Genomic DNA, 20065 nt, shown 5'->3' with positions numbered 1-20065 from the left:
ATGCCGCGTCCAAGGACCCCAAGCGCCTCGCCATACCTGGCCCATGCGCTCTCCTTGCCAACCATGTTTTTGGAGCGAGGCTGTTTCCCTGCCTCACGATAGAGGTAGTGTTACGTGACACGTATTACAAGTACTGAGTAGCACATTTTTTCACGTCGTGTTACATGGTGTCACACGGAGGCAAAAACATGGATGACAAGCCGATTTCTGTCAGGCTCGGCGCTCGCAGGATGGACGCGCTCCAGCGCTACCTCGACGCCCACCCCGGCGAGAACAGGAATGGCGTCATAGCGGGGGCCGTCGAGCAGTACCTCCGCGATACCGGTTTCTGGGAAGACGAGCTGCCCCTTGGCTCTCACATCGGTCATCCGGACGACCGTAAGCGGCCGACGCTCTCCGAGCGCGTGAAGCGGCTGGAGGAGATCGTCGAGCGCCTCGATAGGGCAGAGAAATGAGAGAGCTGCGGCACCCGACCGATGAAGGTCTCCGTCTTATGGGCGGACAAGTATGAGCAAGAAGAAAGCACGACGTGTCTACGAGGGCGAGCTCAACAAGCCACTGCCGCCTTTTCCGACCGTGCTCGACGAGGATCATGGTGATCGGAAGACGGCGCATGATGCGGCAGTTCAAGAGCGCATTGGACTGCTCTTCGATCTCTACTCGGTTAACCCTGCCGACCCCGTCGCGTGGCGAAAGCTCGCTTTCGAACTAATGGCCGACCACGTCCCGGGCTTCCAATACGTGGAACCCAGGGCCGACGGCGATCGCTTGGTCGAGATCTTGTTCAACATCGAGTACCTCGTGCGGAAGCATGGGGTGTCTCCGGATCAGGCAAGCGCCGTGCTTTCAGGTATCAAGCCGGAGCTTGGCAAGCCCGACGCCATCAGGACCTACTACTTCGACGTGAAGCGTCACCCGTCGAAAGCAGGCCTTGCGCGATTTTTCCAATGGGCCGCCGAGCAGACTTCCGCGGAAGCCTTGATATCGGCGCTGGAAGGCGAAGTCCTTCCTGCCATCGCCGCAATTGAGGACCTTCAGAAGGCTAAACGCGGTCGTCCAAGAAAGAAATAATTCCGAAGGTCGGGAGGCAGGGTTTCTACGGGTTTTTCACGGCATCAAAACGATTCCCATCAAGGCACATGCCAAGAAGGGAAAACACTGATGCGAGTTGAGAAGACATACTTTTCGACACCGGAAGTCGCGAAACACCTCGGTGTTTCTGCATCATGGCTTAACAAGCTGCGCATGCTCGGTGAGGGACCTCGCTATTACAAACTCGGCGCGCGTTGCGTCGTCTACGAGCTTGGCGAAGTCAAAGCCTGGGTTGAACAACACGGCGAGGGTGCTCGCCATGGATAATCAAAAGCGCAGCCTCCTAGCCGATCTCGTTGCAAGCGCTTCGCTGGAGAATGGGTGCATCTCTACGGGGGTTGAAAACCCGGTAATCAGCGAGGTCCAGGGGTACGAGCGAATGCTCATGCGGCTCATGGCGTGCTGGAGAGCATTTGACCAACTCAACGAGCGCAAGCGTCGAGATGTCGGGCATATCGTGGAAGAGGCATTGGACCTTTTTCAAGAGATTACGATCATGATCTGGAAACTCCATGCCGCTTGGGACCCAAACGGCGTCGTGAGCAAGGACGTGTTCAAGTGGGAGCTGGAGCGCTTGGGTCTGGTGCCGACTGGTTTCTTCAGTGATCAGGGCCGTCTGAGAAGCCCCCATACTGGCCGTCTACGCCCTTCATGGCGAGATCTTTGACCATGACAGATCTCCAAGATAGCCCCGACCAAGTCCAGTCCGGACGTTTGACTGTTGTCACCACGAAGCGGCCAGGGACTATCTCGAAGCGCATTCAACTTATGGATGGCACTCTCCGTATGGAGCCCGGCGGCCAAATGTCTGCCGGGCTCGCCGAGCATCGGGAGGTCCTGTCGTTACGCGATTTTTCGGCGATCCTCGAGGGGCTGTCGACATCGCAGGCACTCATCTACGGCATCGCCGAGACGTCGCCGCTCGAGCTGACCACGAAATCGAGTTGGGAGCGGCAGGGCCAGCCGGCGGACACGGCCGCCAGGACGCTCGACACGTTTTCCTGGCCCGACGGCCCTGCGATCATGATGATCGACTACGACCCGGAGGAGGGGGGCGAGGCCCTCTCGACCGATGCGCTAGTGGCCGCGATCAGGTCGGCCGTGCCCGGCTTGGCACAGGTCGACATCCTGTCATGGGCCTCGTCCTCCTCGTGGATCAAGAACCGGGACACCGGTGAATGGGTGTCGCGCCTACGCGGGCAGCGGCTCTACATCATGGTTGAAGACGGCAGCGACATCCTGAGGGCAGGGCAAGTCCTTTTCGACCGCCTCTGGCTCGCTGGCCACGGCTACGTCAAGGTCAGCAAGTCCGGAACGATGCTGCTCCGGACGCTGGCTGACGCGGGTGTTTGGCAGGCGAATCGCCTCGATTTCGCGGGTGGTGCGCATTGCGAAGAGCCGCTTCTCCAAGACCGGGGCAGGCCACGGTTACATCCGGGCGGCAGCGATCGCGTGGACACGTCGAAGGCGCTTCCCGACCTCAACGCTCACGAGCGGGACCTCCTCGAGTCCCTACAGGGCAGGGCGCGCGTTGGGAGGCAGGAGGAGGCATCCACGGTGCGCGAAGCATATGTCGGTGAGCGAGCCCGCGAAATCGCTGGACCAGGTGCCGACGACGACGCGGTTGAGGCAGCGAAGAAGAGCGTGAGGCGTGCCCTGGACACGCGGCGTCTCCCCGGCGATTTCGTCCTCGAGGTGGAGGTTGACGGCGAGGTGAGTAAGGTAACCGTCGGTGAGGTGCTTGATGCCCCGGCGAAGTATAACGGCGCCAAGACCCGCGACGCCTTCGAGCCCGGCTATGACGGCGGACGTATTGTCGGAAGACTATTCCTGGGCGGCACCAAGAAAACTCTACACAGCTTCGCGCACGGTGGCGTCACGTACTTCCTCGAACGCGGCCAAGTGTTCATCACGATCCTGAAGGGCGAGCTCGACAAGGCCGTAAACCAGACGCTAGACGTCCTTCGACACCATCCTGCCTTCTACGATTTCGGCGACGAGCTTGCATGGCTGATCGATGGCCATTTGCATCCTCTCGAACAGTACCGCCTAGAGCAGAAACTCGGTGGCATAATCCAGTACCAGGGTTTTGATGCACGCGGGAACCTCATCCATAGGGACCCTCCTGCGAACCTAGTGAAGCGCATCATTTCGCTTGGCCGAATTCGTGGCCTCAAGTCGCTCGACGCAGTGATAACGGCTCCCTCGCTGCGGCCGGATGGCACGATCCTCGACGCGCCGGGATACGACGCCGAAACCAAGCTGTACTACCACCGCGCCCCCGACGATCCCGAGGTTGCGATCCCGATATCACCCTCCGCGCGCGAGGTGGAGAAGGCGTTGGCTACCCTGATGAAGCCCTTCGAGGATTTCCCTTTCGTGGAGCCGCTAGACCGTGGCATCTTCCTTGCCGCCCTGCTCTCGGCCGCGGTGCGGGGCATCCTGCCGACATGCCCCGGCTTCGGTTTCGACGCTCCAGTGCAGGGCAGCGGCAAGACGTTGCTCGCGCAGTGCGTTGCCGTTCTCTCCGGGGACCACGATCCAGTCGTTTACCCCCACGCGAGCGGACGCGACGACGAGGAAGTGCGAAAACGGCTCATGTCCTTCCTCAGGACTGGCGCCAAGGCTATGGTGTGGGACAACGTCCTAGGCACCTTCGACTCTGCCTCGCTGGCGGCCGCCCTCACGAGCGAGAAGTTCACGGACCGCGTGCTGGGCCGTTCCGAGGTCATCACGGTCCCGAACAAGTCGCTCTTCATGTTCACGGGCAACAACCTCACCCTGCAGGGAGACTTGGTGCGCCGGATACTGGTTTGTCGTATCGACCCGAGGACGGACCAGCCCTTCAAGAGGAGTTTCGACCTAGACCCCTTGGTTCACGTGCGCGAGCACCGCGTGGAATTGATCGCCGCTGCGCTCACGGTCCTGCGGGGCTGCCTCTCAAGCGACGCTGAAAAACTCGTCGGTCGCATGGCATCGTTCGAGGGGTGGAGTGACCTCGTGAGGAACACCGTGTGCTGGATCGCCGATGATATCGGACAGGGTTCGTTCGCCGACCCGCTTGAAGCAGTATCACGCGCGCTGGAACACGATCCCGACCTGGAACTCCACACGGACCTCCTCGTCGCGCTTCGTGAGCGGTACGGTGAACGGGAGTTTCTCGCTGCCGATGTCTACCAGTCGGTTCGCCAAGAGCCGGGTGTCAAAGGCCCGGGTACTGCCCACGCGTTGTGGGAAGCCCTTGTTGCGATCAACGAGCAAACCACTCGCTCTGCATCGACGATTGGCAAGGCCCTGAGTTACCGCAAGGACAGGGTCGCCGGTGGCCTCGTGTTGCGCACCCGGAAGGATGGTCACACCAAGAAGAGCGTGTGGTGGGTAGAGGAAAAGAGCTGATGCCATTCATAGAAGTGGAGAAAAACAATGACGAGACGTACACGTTTCAAAAATATGGCGAGACGTACACTCATGACCGTGATGACAGACGAGGAACGGTTCAATGAAGAGCAGCGTAGGCGACGGATTTGCGACCATCCATTGTTTGGAATTGTCTTGTCGTCGATAAGAGCCGCGCAACAGAGGCACCCTGAAAGAGCACTTTCCACGCAATCCATTCGTGAAATCAGCCAAGAGCTCGGGGTCAGCCCAGCATTCATAACCGATGTGTTCTTGGCATACAGAGGAGATGTTTCGCCAAATCACCTTGGACAGGACGCGCCTGGTTCCTTCCTTAGGGAACGAGCACGCCAATGGACGCAGGGGGCCTACGATCGCCTCGAGGCTAAAGGCTCTATTCGCAATTCAGGCGAAATCCGAAACGGTTTGCCAGTTTACGTGCCGGATCGCCTCTCGATTCACAAGCCAACGCTGAGGGTGCGGAGGGTACGGAGGAAAAGGGAGGCGGATACCACACTTGGTGAATAACGATTGCATCGCGGATATTCATGAAGGGAGATTTGCCCTACGCACCCCCCGCATATTCCGCAAGCCCCCTCAACAGCTGAGGCAGGGCCACCTTGAAAATGGCTGCCAAAGAATCAATGATTCAAATGCGTGGTCGATCGTGCTAACACTCTGACCAGGTTGGTCTTTATGAGGCTTGGCGGCTATACGTACTTGATATCCAATCGATAAACCACAGGGGCTGGGAGACAGACTACGATATGGCTGGTCACGGTGGAAAACGACCAGGTGCGGGCAGACCGCGCGGCTCGAAAAACAAGGCGACGCTCGCGCGCCAAGCCGTCGCCGAGGTTCTCGACGTGGATGAAAACCAGCTTCTCGAGGCGGCCGTTCACAAGCGGGGCCATTCGCTGCTTCTCGAGTTGGAGCGTGTCGCACACGATCCCACGCAGCCGCTGTTGGCCAGGATTGCCGCTGCAAAAACCGTCCTTCCCTTCCTACTGCCGCGACGAGAGAGCGTGAGCACAGAGAAGCAGGTCTCAGCCGACCTCGTCGCGCTTCTACAATCTGGGCGCTCGCGCCTCGCACGGCGTTAGGCTGGTTGGGTTCTGACGGCTATTCCGGTCCCCTGTGTCTTGCACAAGTGGAAGGCAGGACCGCGCAACAAATGCGTTTAAGCTACCGCAGCATCACCTTTTCCGCGGTGCTCTTCAAAGCGAGCAGTCGAGATGATTGAAGCCAGCCTCCGGCCGAGCGCCTCGGCGAGTTTCGGGGGTACGGCGTTGCCAACTTGCGTGTACTGCGGCACCTCCGTGCGCCGTTTCGTACCACCGGTTGTCTCTTTGGCCCTGAACTCGAATGCATCGGGAAACGACTGGAACCTGGCCATCTCCCGCACCGTTAGCGTGCGCGCTTCCGTCGGGTGCACGTAGTCATCGGGTAGGCTGACGACGGTTGGCGCAGGGCTGTCGAGAGAGAGAGCTCGCTGGCTGTGCTTCTTCGTCGCGAGGCGGTTCACGAGGCGAACGAGCGCGCCCTTGCTTCTGGCAATGGTCTTGCCATTTTCCAACATAAGCGGGAACTCTAGCCCCTTGATCGCATCGTGGATCATCTCTCGCCGCTCGGCGTCAAATACATCTGTTCTCAAAGGCAGGGATAGGAGCCGCGTATCGATCCGGGCATCGCGCAAGAACTGGTAGAACTCGAACCTTCGCCTCACTAGGTCCGAATGTGAGCGGAGCACGTGGTTATGCAGGCTTGGGGTGTTTTCGAGCTTGTCATCCTCGCTCTTCAGCAATGGCTCGTTCGTCCTCATTTCCCGTGCGTAATCCGTCAATGGCTGGTCAAAGAGATATCCCTCGTTCCCAAGATCGGAGATCGCGTCCTTGACCGTGAGGTGCTGTCGATGGCCTGTGCCGAAGTGGGTTCGGCTGGGGGCAAGGGCAGGGCGGCTGGGGACTTGCGGCTCATGGGGTGTTTCGTTCTGGGAGAGCCAGGTGTCCGTCGTGACCCGCACGCCTTCCGCATCCGCGAGGTCTCGTCGGAGGCCGACGAGAAACACCCGCGGTCGGTGTTGTGGGACCCCGAAATGCATGGCGTTGAGCGCCATCGGCTGAACAGCGTAGCCCGGCCCAGTACGTGAAAGCGCAATCCTAAGGTCCTCGAAGGGTGACCTCGCACCGTGTTTCCTGAAGTCGTGCCGCATGCCCGCGACGTTCTCGATGATAACGGCCTTCGGCTCGACGCGTTCAACGAATTCGAGGAATTGCCAGGGCAGCTCGTTGCGAATGTCACCCGGATTGCGGCGCCCCGCCAGCGAGAAACCCTGGCAAGGAGGGCCTCCCGCGACGAGGTCGATGCCGGCAGCCCTCAATTCCCGCAGGAGCTCTTCCGATCCGAGGACCTCCTCCAGGGCATCGACGACTAAGCCCCTATGGGCCTGTTCCAGCGTCGACAGCCCGAGGTGGTCGTTCCACTTGGCAGGGTCGCAGATCGGTTCAACGAAGTTGTGGTAGTAGGTCTCGGCAGCCATGGGGGACTTTTCGACTGCTAGCTTAACCTCGAAGCCGGCCCGCTTAAGGCCGAGGGAAAGGCCGCCGCAGCCCGCGAACAGGTCGATGCATGCCAGGGACGAAGTCATGGGCCTTTTCCTGCCTTCTCAACTGCTCGCGAACGGTGCTGACCAAAGAGGCCGACCCCAAAGTTATTCGACCACGGCGACGACTCCAAGGCAAACGAATTCACGGCGCTTTCCACAAGATAGAGTGCGCCAAGAGATCGTCCCTTCAACTTGTAGAAGCTCTGGTCGATCTTTGCCGTTCGCGAGCCTTTCATGGTTTCGTCGGGGCTGGGGCTGCGAGATAAGGAAACCTCTGCAAGCTTTGCCCGAGGTCAGGATGACGCAAGAACGGCTCACTCGGGGCGAGAAGTCCAGGATCACGCGTCTCAGACGCCGCCTACTCGATTGGTACGCGCGTGAGGGTCGCGATTTCCCCTGGCGATCAGGTCAAGCGTCAACCTACGAGAGGATCTGCGTCGAGGTTCTGCTCCAGCGCACCCGGGCTGAAACCGTATCCGGTCTATACGAGTCTTTTTTTGGTAAGTTCCCCACGTGGGGCGCACTCGCCGCGGCAAGCCCCGATGAACTCGAGGACACGATCCGGCCCATTGGTCTATGGAGGCGTCGCGCAGTCTCGATAAAGGCACTCGCGACTTATGCTGACGAAAATGGCGGGGTCTTTCCGGACGATGAGCGAGAACTGTCGAAGGTGCCAGCCGTTGGCCAGTACGTCGCGAACGCCATTTTGCTCTTCCAACACGGGCAGGCCAGGCCGCTCGTTGACGTGAACATGGCACGCGTCATCGAGCGCTATCTCCGCCCCCGGCGCCTCGCGGATATCCGGTATGATCCATGGTTGCAGGAGGCCTGTCATTGGCTCGTCGAGAGCGAGGATCCAGCGCGGGTCAACTGGGCGACGCTCGATTACGCAGCGAAGGTTTGCAAGGCGCCCCAACCCCTATGCTCGGCCTGCGAGTGGAGAGGGCGCTGCAACTGGTGGAAGAAGTGCGCCGCCCAATAGAGGAGTTTGGGGGCGCGGCCAAATCTGCCGGGCGGGCATGCTTTCAGACGAAGCTAGCTCGAAAACTCGTCGGCGTCAGCGCGACGTGGTTATCGAGGGGTGGCCGCAGTTCGAATGCCCTCAGATCGCGGGCAAGATTCCAAACCCGGACAAGGCGCCAGCAATCTCGGTAATGTTCGGCCACGGCCAGCTCGTTTGGCGAGACGAAAGACGGTGTGCGCTCGCCGCCATTGGTGGTCTTCACCTCGAGCAGCCGTTCCTCGCGGTAGATGCGGTAGAGCTTCTTCCAGTTCACCTCCCAGCCTTCGCGGCGGAGCAGTATGTGCAGGCGGCGGTATCCGAACCGCCGTCGCTCGGACGACAGTTCGCGCAGGCGTCGTCGAAGTGGCCCGTCATCGCCCCGCGTCGAACGATACCGATAGACACACGGATCGATCCCGACGAGCCGGCATGCGCGCCTTTGGGAATAGCCCTTCTCGGTGATGGCCCAGTTCACGGCAGATCTCCTCGAACTGGGCCTCAGAAGTTTTTTCCAAGCATCTCGCGCAGCGTCGACACGTCCAGCATCGACTCCGCCAGAAGCTTCTTCAGCTTGGCGTTCTCCTCCTCGAGCGCCTTCAGCCGCTTCGCGTCCGACACCTCCATGCCGCCATACTTCGAGCGCCACTTGTAGAACGTCGGCTCGCTCACCCCGTGCTTCCGGCAGAGCTCCGCCGCGCTCAGCCCGGCCTGGTGCTCCTTCAGAATGCCAATGATCTGTTCTTCGCTGAACCTGCTGCGCTTCATCGTCCGTCTCCTCTGTCGAGGAACAGACTAACCTCAGAATGGGGAGGTTTCAGGGGAGCAGGTCAAGACTAACCTCAGAATGGGGAGGTTTCAGGGGAGCAGGTCAGCGGATTATGCGACATCTGGCGGATGCCTGGGAAGGGCGGAGAGCCGCCATGCGCAGTCGCGCTAGAGAACTAAAGAAAAGCACTGGAAGCAGACATTGCCCCTCGAGGGCTTGCCTGCAGCATTGAAGCCCTGCGCAGAGTGAAAACCAACAATGGAAGACCCTATTCTGTCGTTGGCTTCTTTTTCGCCGAGCATCTGACGAAAGCGGCCTCCTCGACTTCCGATTTCGTGTTGCTCGTTACAACCGAGAGGAAGCGACCGATTGAAGCAACACATTGCATAATCTTACTCCCCGGATGCCTCCACTTCGAATAAGTGTCAGCAGCCACGACATGGACAAATGCGTCAATCTTCATAATTAATTCTGAATTGTGATTATGATCCGATCCATGGTGTGGAACAGTCAAAGTGCCGACACTCTCTATATGGCCACCGTAGTGCTTTAAAAAAATCTTGGCACGTATCTTTGTACTCAGCGCAGCATCGCCTGTGGCGATCCATCCAATTTCTTGGCGCAGTGTTGGTCCTAGAAAATACGAACCGAGGCGGGCTTGGTACACTGCTTCTGTTGCGCCCTCGTTAGTCTTGGGCCCCGAGTAGAGACATAGTGAGGTCAGATTGAAATCGCTCGCGACAGTTTCATACGCTGCAGTAAGGTCGGGCAGACCCGTTAGCAGTAGTTCTACAATATTTGCTTCATCCGCAAGCCAAGACTTCAAATCCGAAACGGGCATTCTTCGAGCTAAGGCCAGCTCACTCAGGAACCGGTCCTTTTTCGACTTGATGGTTGGATCAACAAATGGGGACAGCACCCACTCAGGGCAGCTTTCCCCACCGGCCGTCGCCATTGCCAGAGTGTCGTCAACCACGGCGACGTGTGTGACCGCCTCAGTGCCGTCCGAGTCGGTAAACGGCTGCTGATATTCGTATCCTGTGCCTCGACCGATCAGTTTCCAGTACAGGCCTCCATCGCGTTCGCCTCCCCAAACGCGAGGAATATCCCGCGGCCCATCCGGATCGTCATCATCCTCAACTCTAGAGCCCGGCGCCCCACCATCTGGCGATCCGCGTCTGACAAACAGAATTTGCCGTGGCCCCAACCGTCCCAGTGCATTCACGGGGTTCACGACCAGTTCGCGAAAGAACGGATCACTGATCGAGACGGGGTCGTCGTTAGCAGCTCGCGCATACGCAAACAGGCGGTCTACGACGTTGATGAGCGGCATAACGATGGTATCTACCGCTAGTCCGTTCGCTTTATCCAACAGACGTTCGATTCCACTGATGTGGTCGAAGTGGATATGGGAAATGAACAATATGTCCAAGACAGCATTCGCGCCAACATCTCGCAGATACGCGTCGACACAGGCGTTGCGCGCCGTCTCATACTTCTTCATTGCTCCGCAATCGTAGACGTATCGGAGATTCCGACCGTCCTCCGACTGCAATTCGGCAGTATGGAAGAAGCCTTGACCAACGGCCCGCTGGTGACGGAGGTTGATGAGTGTCATCTTCGTGCCCGTGATGTTCGCCATAAAGTTGATACCCGCCCGACGTATCCTGAACACCCTTCATTCGATCGCAAGAGATTGCAGAACATCTTCGCGAATGACTAGCTTGATGAAGTAGAAAGGCAGCGGTTTGCTCAGTGAGCGTCGCTTCGGCCCGTCCTTTGCGGCTGGACGCAGGCGTACGGGTTAAAGTCGTTCCGCGCGACGCCAGTAAGGTGAACTCGATCAGATTTGCCTCCAGGTGCGTTGATAATCCGGACCGCGCGAGGTTGGCTGTGCAGCTTTATCCGGCGGAGTAATTTGGATCGGAAGCGGTGCGGGAAGATCTGGCCCTAAGACAATTGCCTCGCCTTGGCTCAACGACGGGATAAATGCAGCAGCGGACCTGTCCAGATCACCGCAGGCCCGCTCGATTGTCTCGCGGTCGCGCTCATTCGTAAGCCGATGGACAAACAACGTACCAAGCTGACTCAGCACGTCCTGCGGAACGTCGCGGGGGCGCTGTGTGGCGAGAACAGTCGTCAGACCGTACTTCCGGCCCTCTTTGGCGATCAGGCCGAACGCATCGAGCGAGACGCTGTTGAACTCATCCCCGACAGAACGACCCATGAACTGATGTGCCTCATCGAGGAAGCAGATGACAGGCTGCGTCCGGAAGCGGTCGGCACGGGCGAGGCCGAGGAGATACTCGCCTATTGTGTTCAGAAGCAGTTCGCGGGCGTTGTGGTTGAAACTGACATTCTTGAACGAGATCTGGCATACCCGTTGTTGCGAGTCGTTCAGGAAGCCATCGAGGAGGGCGCAAATATCTTCGCCCTCGTTCCCGAACAGGCATCGCAGCTCTGAGGACACCAGCATTCCACGCATGCGCACGATCAGCGTGTTGCAGTATCCCAACGTAGAGTCGTTCGGCCCGCCGAATTTTGACCGGTCGTTGCGATCATCCGGCCAGATGCACTCATTCGCGATCTGATCGGTCAACCGATGGATATCAAAGTTGCAGTTTTCGCTCGCGATTTCGGTGGCGTAGCGCTCTGTAGCCCTGTTGAATTCAGCGATCTTCTGGCCGGTCTTGCGGATCGTGCCCGCCTGTTCGACCCTGACAGTCCCGAATGATTGGTCGGAGTATTGCCTGCCTTGAGCGATGTCCTGTGCTTGCATTTGCTGGTCGGTCGCCAACGCGCGTGCCAACCTTAAGCTCCTAATGGCCTCGCGCATGGTCGGTCCTTGGCTTTGACCGGTGGGGCGCAGGAGCGCGAAGAGCGACAACTCGGTCATCCTTTCAGAAGGAAACCTGACCAGCGTCTGGTCATCTTCGGCCCGCGTGAAGACGTACTCAACCGCACCGGGCAGCTTGCCCGAGAACTCGCCGGTCGGGTCAAATACGATGGCCTTGCCGCCCAGCCGAGCGACTTCGGAGACGAGCTTTGCCAACGTCCAGCTCTTCCCGCCGCCGGTCGCGCCGAATATGCCACAATGGCGGCCGAACAGCTTTTCCGGCGGCAACGCTATTTCGGCGTCGTCGATGCCAGATATTCGACCGAGGGACACGGCGATCGGCGATCCGTCATTTGGGACGAAAACACCATCGAACAACGCAGTCTGGATCGATTGTGAAAGCGCCGAGCCGCTAGCTTCAAAAACACCATCGCCAACGCGTGGAGTCTCTAGAACGCCCCTTGCGACCGCCTGAGTGGGCGAGACGGCCCCGAGTGCAAGCTTTTGGATCTTTTGAATGGTGGCGAGCAGTTGAACTCTGCCGACCGGCTCTACGTTCGGCTCACGCTCGATCTGCCGCTCCAGCGCGGGACGGTTTCGGTCTGGGACACTTACCTCGACAATGCGCCCGAGGATGACTGCCCGGTCGCAGTCGATGAAGACGAAGTCGCCCACCGTACCACGCGCGATGCCACGCCGACCGGCCGCGGCGAGGGCTTGTGGCAGGTTCAGTTCGATCCCGGAAGCGCTAACTTTGGTCACGGTACCAAGGCGCTTCTCCCCGTCAATCAACGCCGAGCGCTCATCCGTCGACATGGTCCTGCCCCCGGATGCGTTCGAGCCGTGCCTCCAGCCGCTGCCGGTCGGTCTCACCCATGATCTCGGGCAATGCGAGGGCCAAGTCGCTGAAACGGCCGTTGAGGACCATGACCCGGCTATCGCCCTCCTTTACCAGGCTCAAAATGCGTTGCTGGTATGCGCGCAACGTATCCTCGGTCTGTGAGATGACGTGATCTTGAGTGTCGACCACGCTCACGTTAAGTTTGCCGACCGGCACGAAGCAGGGATCGCAAAGCACTAGACGGATTGAGAGGTTCGACTCAAGCGCGGACCAGATCGGAGCGCTAATGTGATCGTCGGCAAATCCGAAACCGCTGACGATCAATGTGGTGTCGGGGTCTCGCAATGCCGCCTGCCAAGCCGCGAACATGTCGAGGTAGGGCGGCGCGAACGCCTCCTGATATTTCGATGAGCGCGGATAGATCAGTACTGGCTCATGGTTCTCGTCGTGACCAAGGCGGCGTATGACCACGCCATCGGCCTTGCGCCGCCGCCAGTCCATCGAGCCGTGCAGCTTGTAGAGGTGAAAAACGCCATCAACGTAGTCTGCGCGCGTGCTGCTGGCGGATCGCCGCACGATGTCCTGCTGAAAGTGGTCGCGGTTAAACCGTTGGACCGCAGAGTGAGAAAAGCCGTCGATAAGGGCGAGGTTACGGGCGACGGCAGCTTCCTCGATGCAGCGGTCGTAGTTCGTCGTGAAGAGCTTCACCCGCGCCTTCTCGGCACTTCGGCGGGCGAGGCGCCGCAAGAACTCCTTGTGGGAGATAAGGTCGGTCTTTTCTGAAACAAAGTCGACGCGATCCAATATCGCCTGTTCGGCTTTTTGGATGAAGGATGGCAGGTCAAGCTGCTCGCCGTCAGATGCATCTTGGCTAATGTCTGCCCCACGGGCGGCTTGCAGCTCGACCGTCATCTTGCAGAGACTGAGAAGCGACTCGATGTCCTTCTTGTCGGTTGCGCCCCAAACCTTGGCTACAACCTTGTCGAAATCTGCCTCCCCAACCTTCTGTCGGGCATCGTCCCAGAGATCACCCATCCCAGGGGCTTGCTTCCCGTCCGCGTTCTTAGCCGCAAAAGATGCGCCCGAACCAAGTAGGGCCATCAAGTTGGTCGCATTCAGCGCCGACAGCAGTCGTTCTTCGACCTGTCCTTTTGCTCCCCGGCGGGTCTTTCCGTCTTCCTCGCGATCATCCCAGGCGAGCCACGTCCCATCGGACTGAAACAGCCGTAGGTTGTTTGCGGACGGTGGTTGATTGGTCCAGTAGCTCAAGGGCACTCCCGCGAAAAACTCACTATTCTACTGTTGATCCACACTATTGGCACGGGCGCCTCTACACGCTGCGAGGGGTACAATGGTCTCGACGCCAAGTTGCAGGCCCATCTACTCCTTTTCAACCTGAATGTACCGGTTTGCAGGTTTGCGCCGTGACCGCTCTGCCAATGTGAGGGCGCAGCACGCAAGGTGATGCTGCGAAAAGCACCCGCCGGTGCCTACGGCTATGGGCCTATAGGTCACGGTTCACGTCAGGCACGGATGGGCTGATGAACGGAAGAGGGGCCGAATGGCGGCATCTGGAAGTTGTCCAACTGGACCCGAGTGTCAGCTGAGGGCCGCCATTGAATGGCTTGCCCCGATGAAGTGAACCGGCTTCAATCTTTGCGCATGACGGGTTTCGGAGCTGCGGTTGGACAGGCCGGCGACTGCGCTACCTCGGGTGCCAGCGTTCTGTAATCCAGCAGGGAGTGCTGGCATTTGGTGTTTTGGTGTTGGCGCCGGCACTCGATGGCGGTTCTGGCTCAGCGAGCGTTCACTTGACCGTCTTCGACGTATACGCTAGCTGGGCACGCTGTGCGGGTGTGATGTAATGGTAGCCTGTCAGCCTTCCAAGCTGAACGCGCGGGTTCGATTCCCGCCACCCGCTCCAGCACGACGCCTCCGACAGATTACCTACAATATTGCGCTTTTTTATCGCCTATATTATTGAAAAATATTCAGTTTAAGGGCTTGTAGCCATAGCCTTCCAAGCAAGAGATACGGGTTCGATTCCCGTCGCCCGCTCCAATAAGCCCCGACCGAAAAATGGCCCGTAGATTGAGGTGGTTAGTCCGTCTGGTGGTTTGACTTAGGGGAAAAATCACGGATTTGGACATGAGCCTTCCAGGCTCCTGGTGATGGTTCGATTCCCGCCGCCCGCTCCAGCCTCTTTCCCGATCCCCCCGTGACATCGCGTCCGATGCCTTTGGCATCCGCCTCGCCTTGTGCCATCGGTCCCCTGAGGCTATCGCTACGGTTGCAACGGAAAGAGACGCGACAGGACATGGCAGCTTCCGGGCCACCGACGACACCGAGATCGGGCGCATCGCTGCCCGCGCCCGCGCCCGCCAGCGCGGCCGAGCAGCGCGAGAAATCGCGCCGCATCGGCAGCCTGAAGGCGCTTGGCCCCTTCCTCGCGCCGTACAAGGGACTGCTGGCGGCGGCCTTCGGCGCGCTCGTTCTGACGGCGTTCGTTTCGCTCACCATCCCGCTGGCGGTGCGCCGCGTGGTCGACGGGTTCGAGACCAGCAGCGTCGAGTTGCTCGACAAGTATTTCCTCGCACTGGTCGTGGTCGCGATCATCTTCGCCGGCGGCGCCGCGCTGCGCTTCTATCTCGTGACCCGGCTGGGCGAGCGGGTGGTGGCCGACATCCGCAAGGCCGTGTTCGACCGCATGATCGGGATGAGCCCGGCCTTCTTCGAGCGCATCATGACCGGCGAGGTCCTGAGCCGGATCACCACCGACACGACGCTCCTGCTCAGCGTCATCTCCTCGTCGGTGTCGATCGCGCTGCGCAACCTCCTGATCCTGCTGGGCGGCCTCGTCCTCATGTTCTTCACCTCGGCCAAGCTTTCGGGCGCGGTCCTTCTGATCGTGCCGCTGGTCATCGTGCCCATCGTGCTGCTCGGCCGCCGACTGCGTGTCCTCAGCCGCGAGAGCCAGGACTGGATCGCGGAAAGCTCGGGGAACGCCTCCGAGGCGCTCCTGTCGGTGCAGACCGTGCAGGCCTTCACCCATGAAAAGCCCTCGGCGGCGCAGTTCGACGCGGTGACCGAGCGCAGCTTCGACAGCGCGAGGAAGCGCATCGCCACCCGCGCGATCATGACGATCATCGTCATCTCGCTGGTGTTCACGGGGATCGTCGGCGTCCTCTGGATCGGCGCGCGCGACGTGCGGGCCGAGGCGATGTCGGTGGGCGAGCTGATCCAGTTCCTGATCTACGCGATCATGGTCGGCGGCTCGGTCGGCGCCCTGAGCGAGATCTGGGGCGAGCTGCAGCGCGCGAGCGGCGCCACCGAGCGGCTGGTCGAGCTTCTCAATACCAAGGACACGGTCGAGGATCCGGCCGAGGGGCGCGCCTTGACGCAGGGCGGGCGCGGGTCCATCGCCTTCGAGGACGTGGTCTTCCACTATCCGACGCGGCCCGAAAGCCATGCCCTCGGCGGCGTCAGCTTCACGATCCGGCCGGGTGAGACCGTGGCCCTTGTCGGCCCGTCCGGTGCGGGCAAGTCGACCGTCTTCCAGCTTCTGCTGCGCTTCTACGATCCGGGGTCGGGACGCATCACGCTCGACGGCGTTCCGCTGACCGAGATGCGGCGCGAGACCTTCCGCTCGGCGATGGCGCTGGTGCCGCAGGACCCGGTGATCTTCGCCGCCTCCGCGCGCGAGAACATCCGCTTCGGCCGGCCCGACGCCACGGATGCCGAGGTCGAGGCCGCCGCCCGCGCCGCCGCCGCCCACGACTTCCTCGTGGAGCTGCCGCAGGGGTACGACACCTACGTGGGCGAGCGGGGCCTCATGCTTTCGGGCGGGCAGAAACAGCGTATCGCCATCGCCCGCGCCATCCTGCGGGATGCGCCGATCCTGCTGCTGGACGAAGCGACGAGCGCGCTCGATGCCGAGAGCGAACGCCTCGTGCAGGACGCCGTGGCCCGCCTCTCGGAGGAGCGCACGACGCTGATCGTGGCCCACAGGCTCGCTACCGTGAAGCAGGCCGACCGCATCCTCGTCTTCGAGGGCGGGCGCATCGTGGCCGAGGGCACCCATGACAGCCTCGTGGCGGAGGGCGGCCTTTATGCCCGGCTCGCGCGGCTCCAGTTCACCGAGGGCCTCGCCGCCGAGTGACCACGCGTATCGCTTGCGCGGCGCGTCGCTTGCCCACATGCTGGGCGCACCCGGACGCCCGGGGGAAACAAGCGGGCGGCGGGTGCACCGAAGGGAGGACGGCATGGTGAGATTCGCCAATCGCGAGGACGTGGCCGGGATCGAGGCGGACATGCCCTGGCCCCAAAGCCTGCCCGCGACAACGCTCTACGAGTTGCTGAGTGACACGGCCGCGCGCCACGGGCCCCGGAACGCCCTGACGTTCCAGATGTTTTCCGGGCCGAGGGACAAGGCCGAGACGCTGACCTGGACCGAGCTTCACGCCCGCGTCACGCAGGCCGCGAACATGTTCCGCGCGCTGGGCGTGACCGAGACGGACACCGTCGCCTTCGTCCTGCCGAACTGCACCGAGACGGCGGTGACGATCCTGGGCGGCGCGGTGGCGGGGATCGTGAACCCGATCAACCCGCTGCTGGAGCCCGAGCAGATCGCCGCGATCCTGCGGGAGACGAACGCGAAGGTCGTCGTCACGCTCAAGGAATTCCCGAAGACCGACGTGGCCCAGAAGATGGCGGAGGCGGTGCGCAACGCGCCGAACGTGCAGGTTGTGCTGGAGGTCGATCTTCTTCGCTATCTCACGGGGCTGAAGAAGTTCATCGTTCCCTTCATCCGGCCCAAGAACCCGACAGGCCACCGCGCCCGCGTGGTCGACTGGGACAAGGAGGTGGCGAAGCACCCGCGCGACCGCCTGACCTTCGGGGACGGAAAGACCGACCGCGTCGCGGCCTATTTCCACACCGGCGGCACCACCGGCATGCCCAAGGTCGCGCAGCACACCTATTCGGGCATGATCTACAACGGCTGGGTGGGCCATACGCTCCTGTTCACCGAAACGGACAACGTGATCTGTCCCCTGCCGCTCTTTCACGTCTTCGCCTGCCACGTGATCCTGATGGCCATGGTCGCCTCGGGCGGACACATGATCCTGCCGACGCCGCAGGGCTACCGGGGCGAGGGCGTGTTCGACAATTTCTGGAAGCTGGTCGAACGCTGGCAGGTGACCTTCATCATCACCGTGCCTACCGCCATCGCCGCGATGATGCAGCGGCCTGTGGATGCCGATGTCTCGACGGTGAAAACGGCCTTCTCCGGCTCCGCGCCGCTGCCGGTGGAGCTGTTCCACCGCTTCGAGAAGGCGACCGGCGTGAAACTGATCGAGGGTTACGGCCTGACGGAGGCGACCTGCCTCGTCTCCTGCAACCCCGTCGACGGGGAGAAGAAGATCGGCTCGGTCGGCATTCCCTTCCCCCATTGCCGGGTGCGCATCCTGAAGCAGACGCCATCCGGCCCCATCGATTGCGACGTGGACGAGGTTGGCGAGATCTGCGTCGACAATCCCGGTGTCCTGGAGGGCGGCACCTATACCGAGGGTGCCAAGAACCAGGATCTCTACCATTTCGGCCGATGGCTGCGGACGGGCGATCTGGGCCGCATCGACGGCGACGGCTATCTCTGGATCACGGGCCGCGCCAAGGACCTGATCATCCGGGGCGGCCACAACATCGACCCCGCCGAGATCGAGGAGGCGCTGGCCGGTCACACCGCCGTCGCGATGGCCGGCGCCATCGGCCAGCCCGACGCCTTCGCCGGCGAACTTCCGTGCGTCTACGTGGAACTCGTGAGCGGTGCGCAGGTGACGACGGACGAGCTCATGGATTGGTGCAAGGAGCATATCCACGAGCGCGCGGCGATCCCCAAGCATCTGGAAATCCTCGACGAATTGCCCAAGACCGCCGTCGGCAAGGTGTTCAAGCCCGATCTCAGGAAACGCGCCATCACGCGCGTCTACAACGCCGCGCTGGAGGAGGCGGGCCTGCCGGCCCGCGTGGCCGCGGTGCACGAGGACAAGAAACTGGGCCTCGTCGCCGAGCTGAAGCGCATGGGCGACGTCGAGGAAGAAGAGGTGCGCAAGGTCCTGGGCGAGTTTACCCGGCCCTGGGAATGGCGGGCGCATTGAGACGATGCGACCATTCGCGGGATCGGGCGCAAACGAGGGGCTTTCCGGCCAGAACCGGCGCGAGCGATGAGCCTGCCCGTCGTTCCCAACGCCGTCGCGCGGCGCCTGTTCCTCGACCGCCACGCGTTGGCCGAACCGCCCGCAGGCCCGGCCACGGGGCAGGCGCTCGGCGATCTCGTGGAACGCCTGGGCTTTGTGCAGGTCGACAGCGTCAACACGCTCGCGCGCGCCCATGACCTGATCCTCTGGTCGCGCCGTCCGGCTTATCGCCCCGCAAGCCTGCGCTGGCTGAACGACCGCGCACGCGGCACCTTCGAGCACTGGACCCACGACGCCTCGATCATCCCGGTCACCTTCTACCCGCACTGGCGCCTGCGCTTCGCGCGTGACCGGGAGCGGCTTCATGGCCGCTGGAAGAACTGGCACGGGGACGCCTTCCACGGCGAGCTTGACCGCATCCTCGCCCATGTCGACGCGGAGGGGCCCGTGTCCAGCGGCGACTTCTCGGGCGAACGTCCGACGAAATCGACCGGCTGGTGGGACTGGCACCCGTCCAAGACCGCGCTCGAATACCTCTGGCGCTCGGGTGAACTGGCCGTCACGCGGCGCGAGGGGTTCCGCAAGCTCTACGACCTTTCGCACCGCGTGATCCCGCCCGAGGCCCTGAACGCGCACCATCCCGACCCGGAGGAAACCGTCGACTGGGCCTGCGCCGCCGCGCTCGACCGGCTGGGTTTCGCCACCAGCGGCGAACTTGCCGCTTTCTTCGACCTTGTCACGCCGGCCGAGGCAAAGGATTGGGTCGCCGGTGCACTGGACGGGGGCAGGGTTGTCGAGGCCGGTCTCGAGGGCGCCGATGGACAGCTGCGCCGCTCCGTCATGTGGCCCGAGACGCTTGATACCCTGTCGGACCTCCCTGAACCGCCCGCCCGGATGCGGGTGCTCAGTCCCTTCGACCCCGCGCTGCGCGACCGCAAGCGGGCCGAGCGGCTGTTCGGCTTCCACTACCGGATCGAGATCTTCGTCCCCGAGGCGCAGCGGCGCTATGGCTACTACGTGTTCCCGGTGATGGAGGGCGACCGCCTCGCGGGCCGGGTCGACATGGCCGCGCGGGCGGGCCGTGAGGTCCTCGATGTCCGCGCCTTCTGGCCCGAGCGCGGCGTACGCATGGGCAAGGGCCGGATCGCGCGCCTCACCTCCGAGATCGAGCGCGCGGCGCGTTTCGCGGGGTGCGCCCGGATCGAGTATGCACCGGACTGGCTCAGGGAGGCGGGTGATTCTGGTGAAATGCCGTTTGTGGACAATCGATCATAATATATGAAATACAATAACTTCATGTATTTTCATGATGTGGATAACTCGAACAGGCCG

General features: G+C 61.4%; 13 protein-coding genes, 1 tRNA gene and 1 pseudogene. 10 read left to right on the top strand and 5 right to left on the bottom strand.

Going from position 1 to position 20065, the window contains the following annotated elements:
* The first annotated feature begins 188 nt into the window (after positions 1-188).
* The 5 genes from N8I71_RS17785 (at position 189) to N8I71_RS17770 (ending at position 4488) form a co-directional block, all read left to right on the top strand.
* Entirely contained in the window at positions 189-455 is a 267-nt protein-coding gene (locus N8I71_RS17785) for a hypothetical protein (protein WP_262879370.1), read from the top strand.
* A 52-nt stretch (positions 456-507) separates the two neighbouring features.
* On the top strand, positions 508-1071 hold the full coding sequence (locus tag N8I71_RS17780; RefSeq protein ID WP_262879369.1) for a hypothetical protein: 564 nt from the start codon (positions 508-510) through the stop codon (positions 1069-1071).
* Between the two features lie 90 nt (positions 1072-1161).
* Positions 1162-1359 carry a helix-turn-helix transcriptional regulator gene (locus tag N8I71_RS20615; protein ID WP_406676244.1) on the top strand — a complete coding sequence of 66 codons (198 nt, stop codon included), beginning with the start codon at positions 1162-1164 and terminating at the stop codon, positions 1357-1359.
* On the top strand, positions 1352-1759 hold the full coding sequence (locus tag N8I71_RS17775; protein WP_262879368.1) for a hypothetical protein: 408 nt from the start codon (positions 1352-1354) through the stop codon (positions 1757-1759). Before N8I71_RS20615 ends, N8I71_RS17775 begins: the two co-directional genes overlap by 8 nt.
* Positions 1760-1896: 137 nt before the next feature.
* On the top strand, positions 1897-4488 hold the full coding sequence (locus tag N8I71_RS17770; RefSeq protein WP_262879367.1) for a hypothetical protein: 2592 nt from the start codon (positions 1897-1899) through the stop codon (positions 4486-4488).
* A 1180-nt stretch (positions 4489-5668) separates the two neighbouring features.
* Here N8I71_RS17770 and N8I71_RS17765 read toward each other — a convergent pair.
* On the bottom strand, positions 5669-7135 hold the full coding sequence (locus tag N8I71_RS17765; RefSeq protein ID WP_262879366.1) for a DNA cytosine methyltransferase: 1467 nt from the start codon (positions 7133-7135) through the stop codon (positions 5669-5671).
* Here N8I71_RS17765 and N8I71_RS17760 point away from each other — a divergent pair.
* The gene (locus N8I71_RS17760) at positions 7026-8075 is read left to right on the top strand and encodes an HhH-GDP family DNA glycosylase (protein WP_316249264.1); all 1050 of its coding nucleotides are present in this window, start codon (positions 7026-7028) and stop codon (positions 8073-8075) included. The genes N8I71_RS17765 and N8I71_RS17760 overlap by 110 nt on opposite strands.
* 85 nt (positions 8076-8160) lie before the next feature.
* On the opposite strand, the pseudogene N8I71_RS17750 reads toward N8I71_RS17760, so the two are convergent.
* The 4 genes and pseudogenes from N8I71_RS17750 to N8I71_RS17735 all read right to left on the bottom strand — a co-directional run.
* Positions 8161-8861, bottom strand: a pseudogene (locus N8I71_RS17750) (transposase); the annotation flags it as partial.
* Positions 8862-9130: 269 nt separating this feature from the next.
* Positions 9131-10480, bottom strand: a complete 1350-nt coding sequence (locus N8I71_RS17745) for a ComEC/Rec2 family competence protein (protein ID WP_262879364.1) — start codon at positions 10478-10480, stop codon at positions 9131-9133.
* A 225-nt stretch (positions 10481-10705) separates the two neighbouring features.
* Entirely contained in the window at positions 10706-12514 is a 1809-nt protein-coding gene (locus N8I71_RS17740) for an ATP-binding protein (RefSeq protein WP_262879363.1), read from the bottom strand.
* Positions 12501-13808, bottom strand: a complete 1308-nt coding sequence (locus N8I71_RS17735) for an SIR2 family protein (protein WP_262879362.1) — start codon at positions 13806-13808, stop codon at positions 12501-12503. The genes N8I71_RS17740 and N8I71_RS17735 overlap by 14 nt, the downstream gene beginning before the upstream one ends.
* Before the next feature lie 581 nt (positions 13809-14389).
* Between N8I71_RS17735 and N8I71_RS17730 the strand changes: the two genes are divergently transcribed.
* The 4 genes from N8I71_RS17730 to N8I71_RS17715 all read left to right on the top strand — a co-directional run bounded on the left by N8I71_RS17730 (position 14390) and on the right by N8I71_RS17715 (position 20008).
* Positions 14390-14463, top strand: a tRNA-Gly gene (locus N8I71_RS17730).
* Between the two features lie 393 nt (positions 14464-14856).
* Positions 14857-16698, top strand: coding sequence for an ABC transporter transmembrane domain-containing protein (locus N8I71_RS17725; protein WP_262879361.1), 1842 nt, complete (start codon positions 14857-14859; stop codon positions 16696-16698).
* A 103-nt stretch (positions 16699-16801) separates the two neighbouring features.
* Positions 16802-18694 (top strand): acyl-CoA synthetase, encoded by a 1893-nt coding sequence (locus tag N8I71_RS17720; RefSeq protein ID WP_262879360.1) that lies wholly within the window; start codon positions 16802-16804, stop codon positions 18692-18694.
* A 66-nt stretch (positions 18695-18760) separates the two neighbouring features.
* On the top strand, positions 18761-20008 hold the full coding sequence (locus tag N8I71_RS17715) for a winged helix-turn-helix domain-containing protein (RefSeq protein ID WP_262879359.1): 1248 nt from the start codon (positions 18761-18763) through the stop codon (positions 20006-20008).
* The last annotated feature ends 57 nt before the right edge of the window (positions 20009-20065 follow it).

The sequence above is a fragment of the Roseicyclus sediminis genome (assembly GCF_025515305.1).
Lineage (GTDB): Bacteria > Pseudomonadota > Alphaproteobacteria > Rhodobacterales > Rhodobacteraceae > Roseibacterium > Roseibacterium sediminis.
This window is presented reverse-complemented; position numbering and strand designations above follow the sequence as displayed.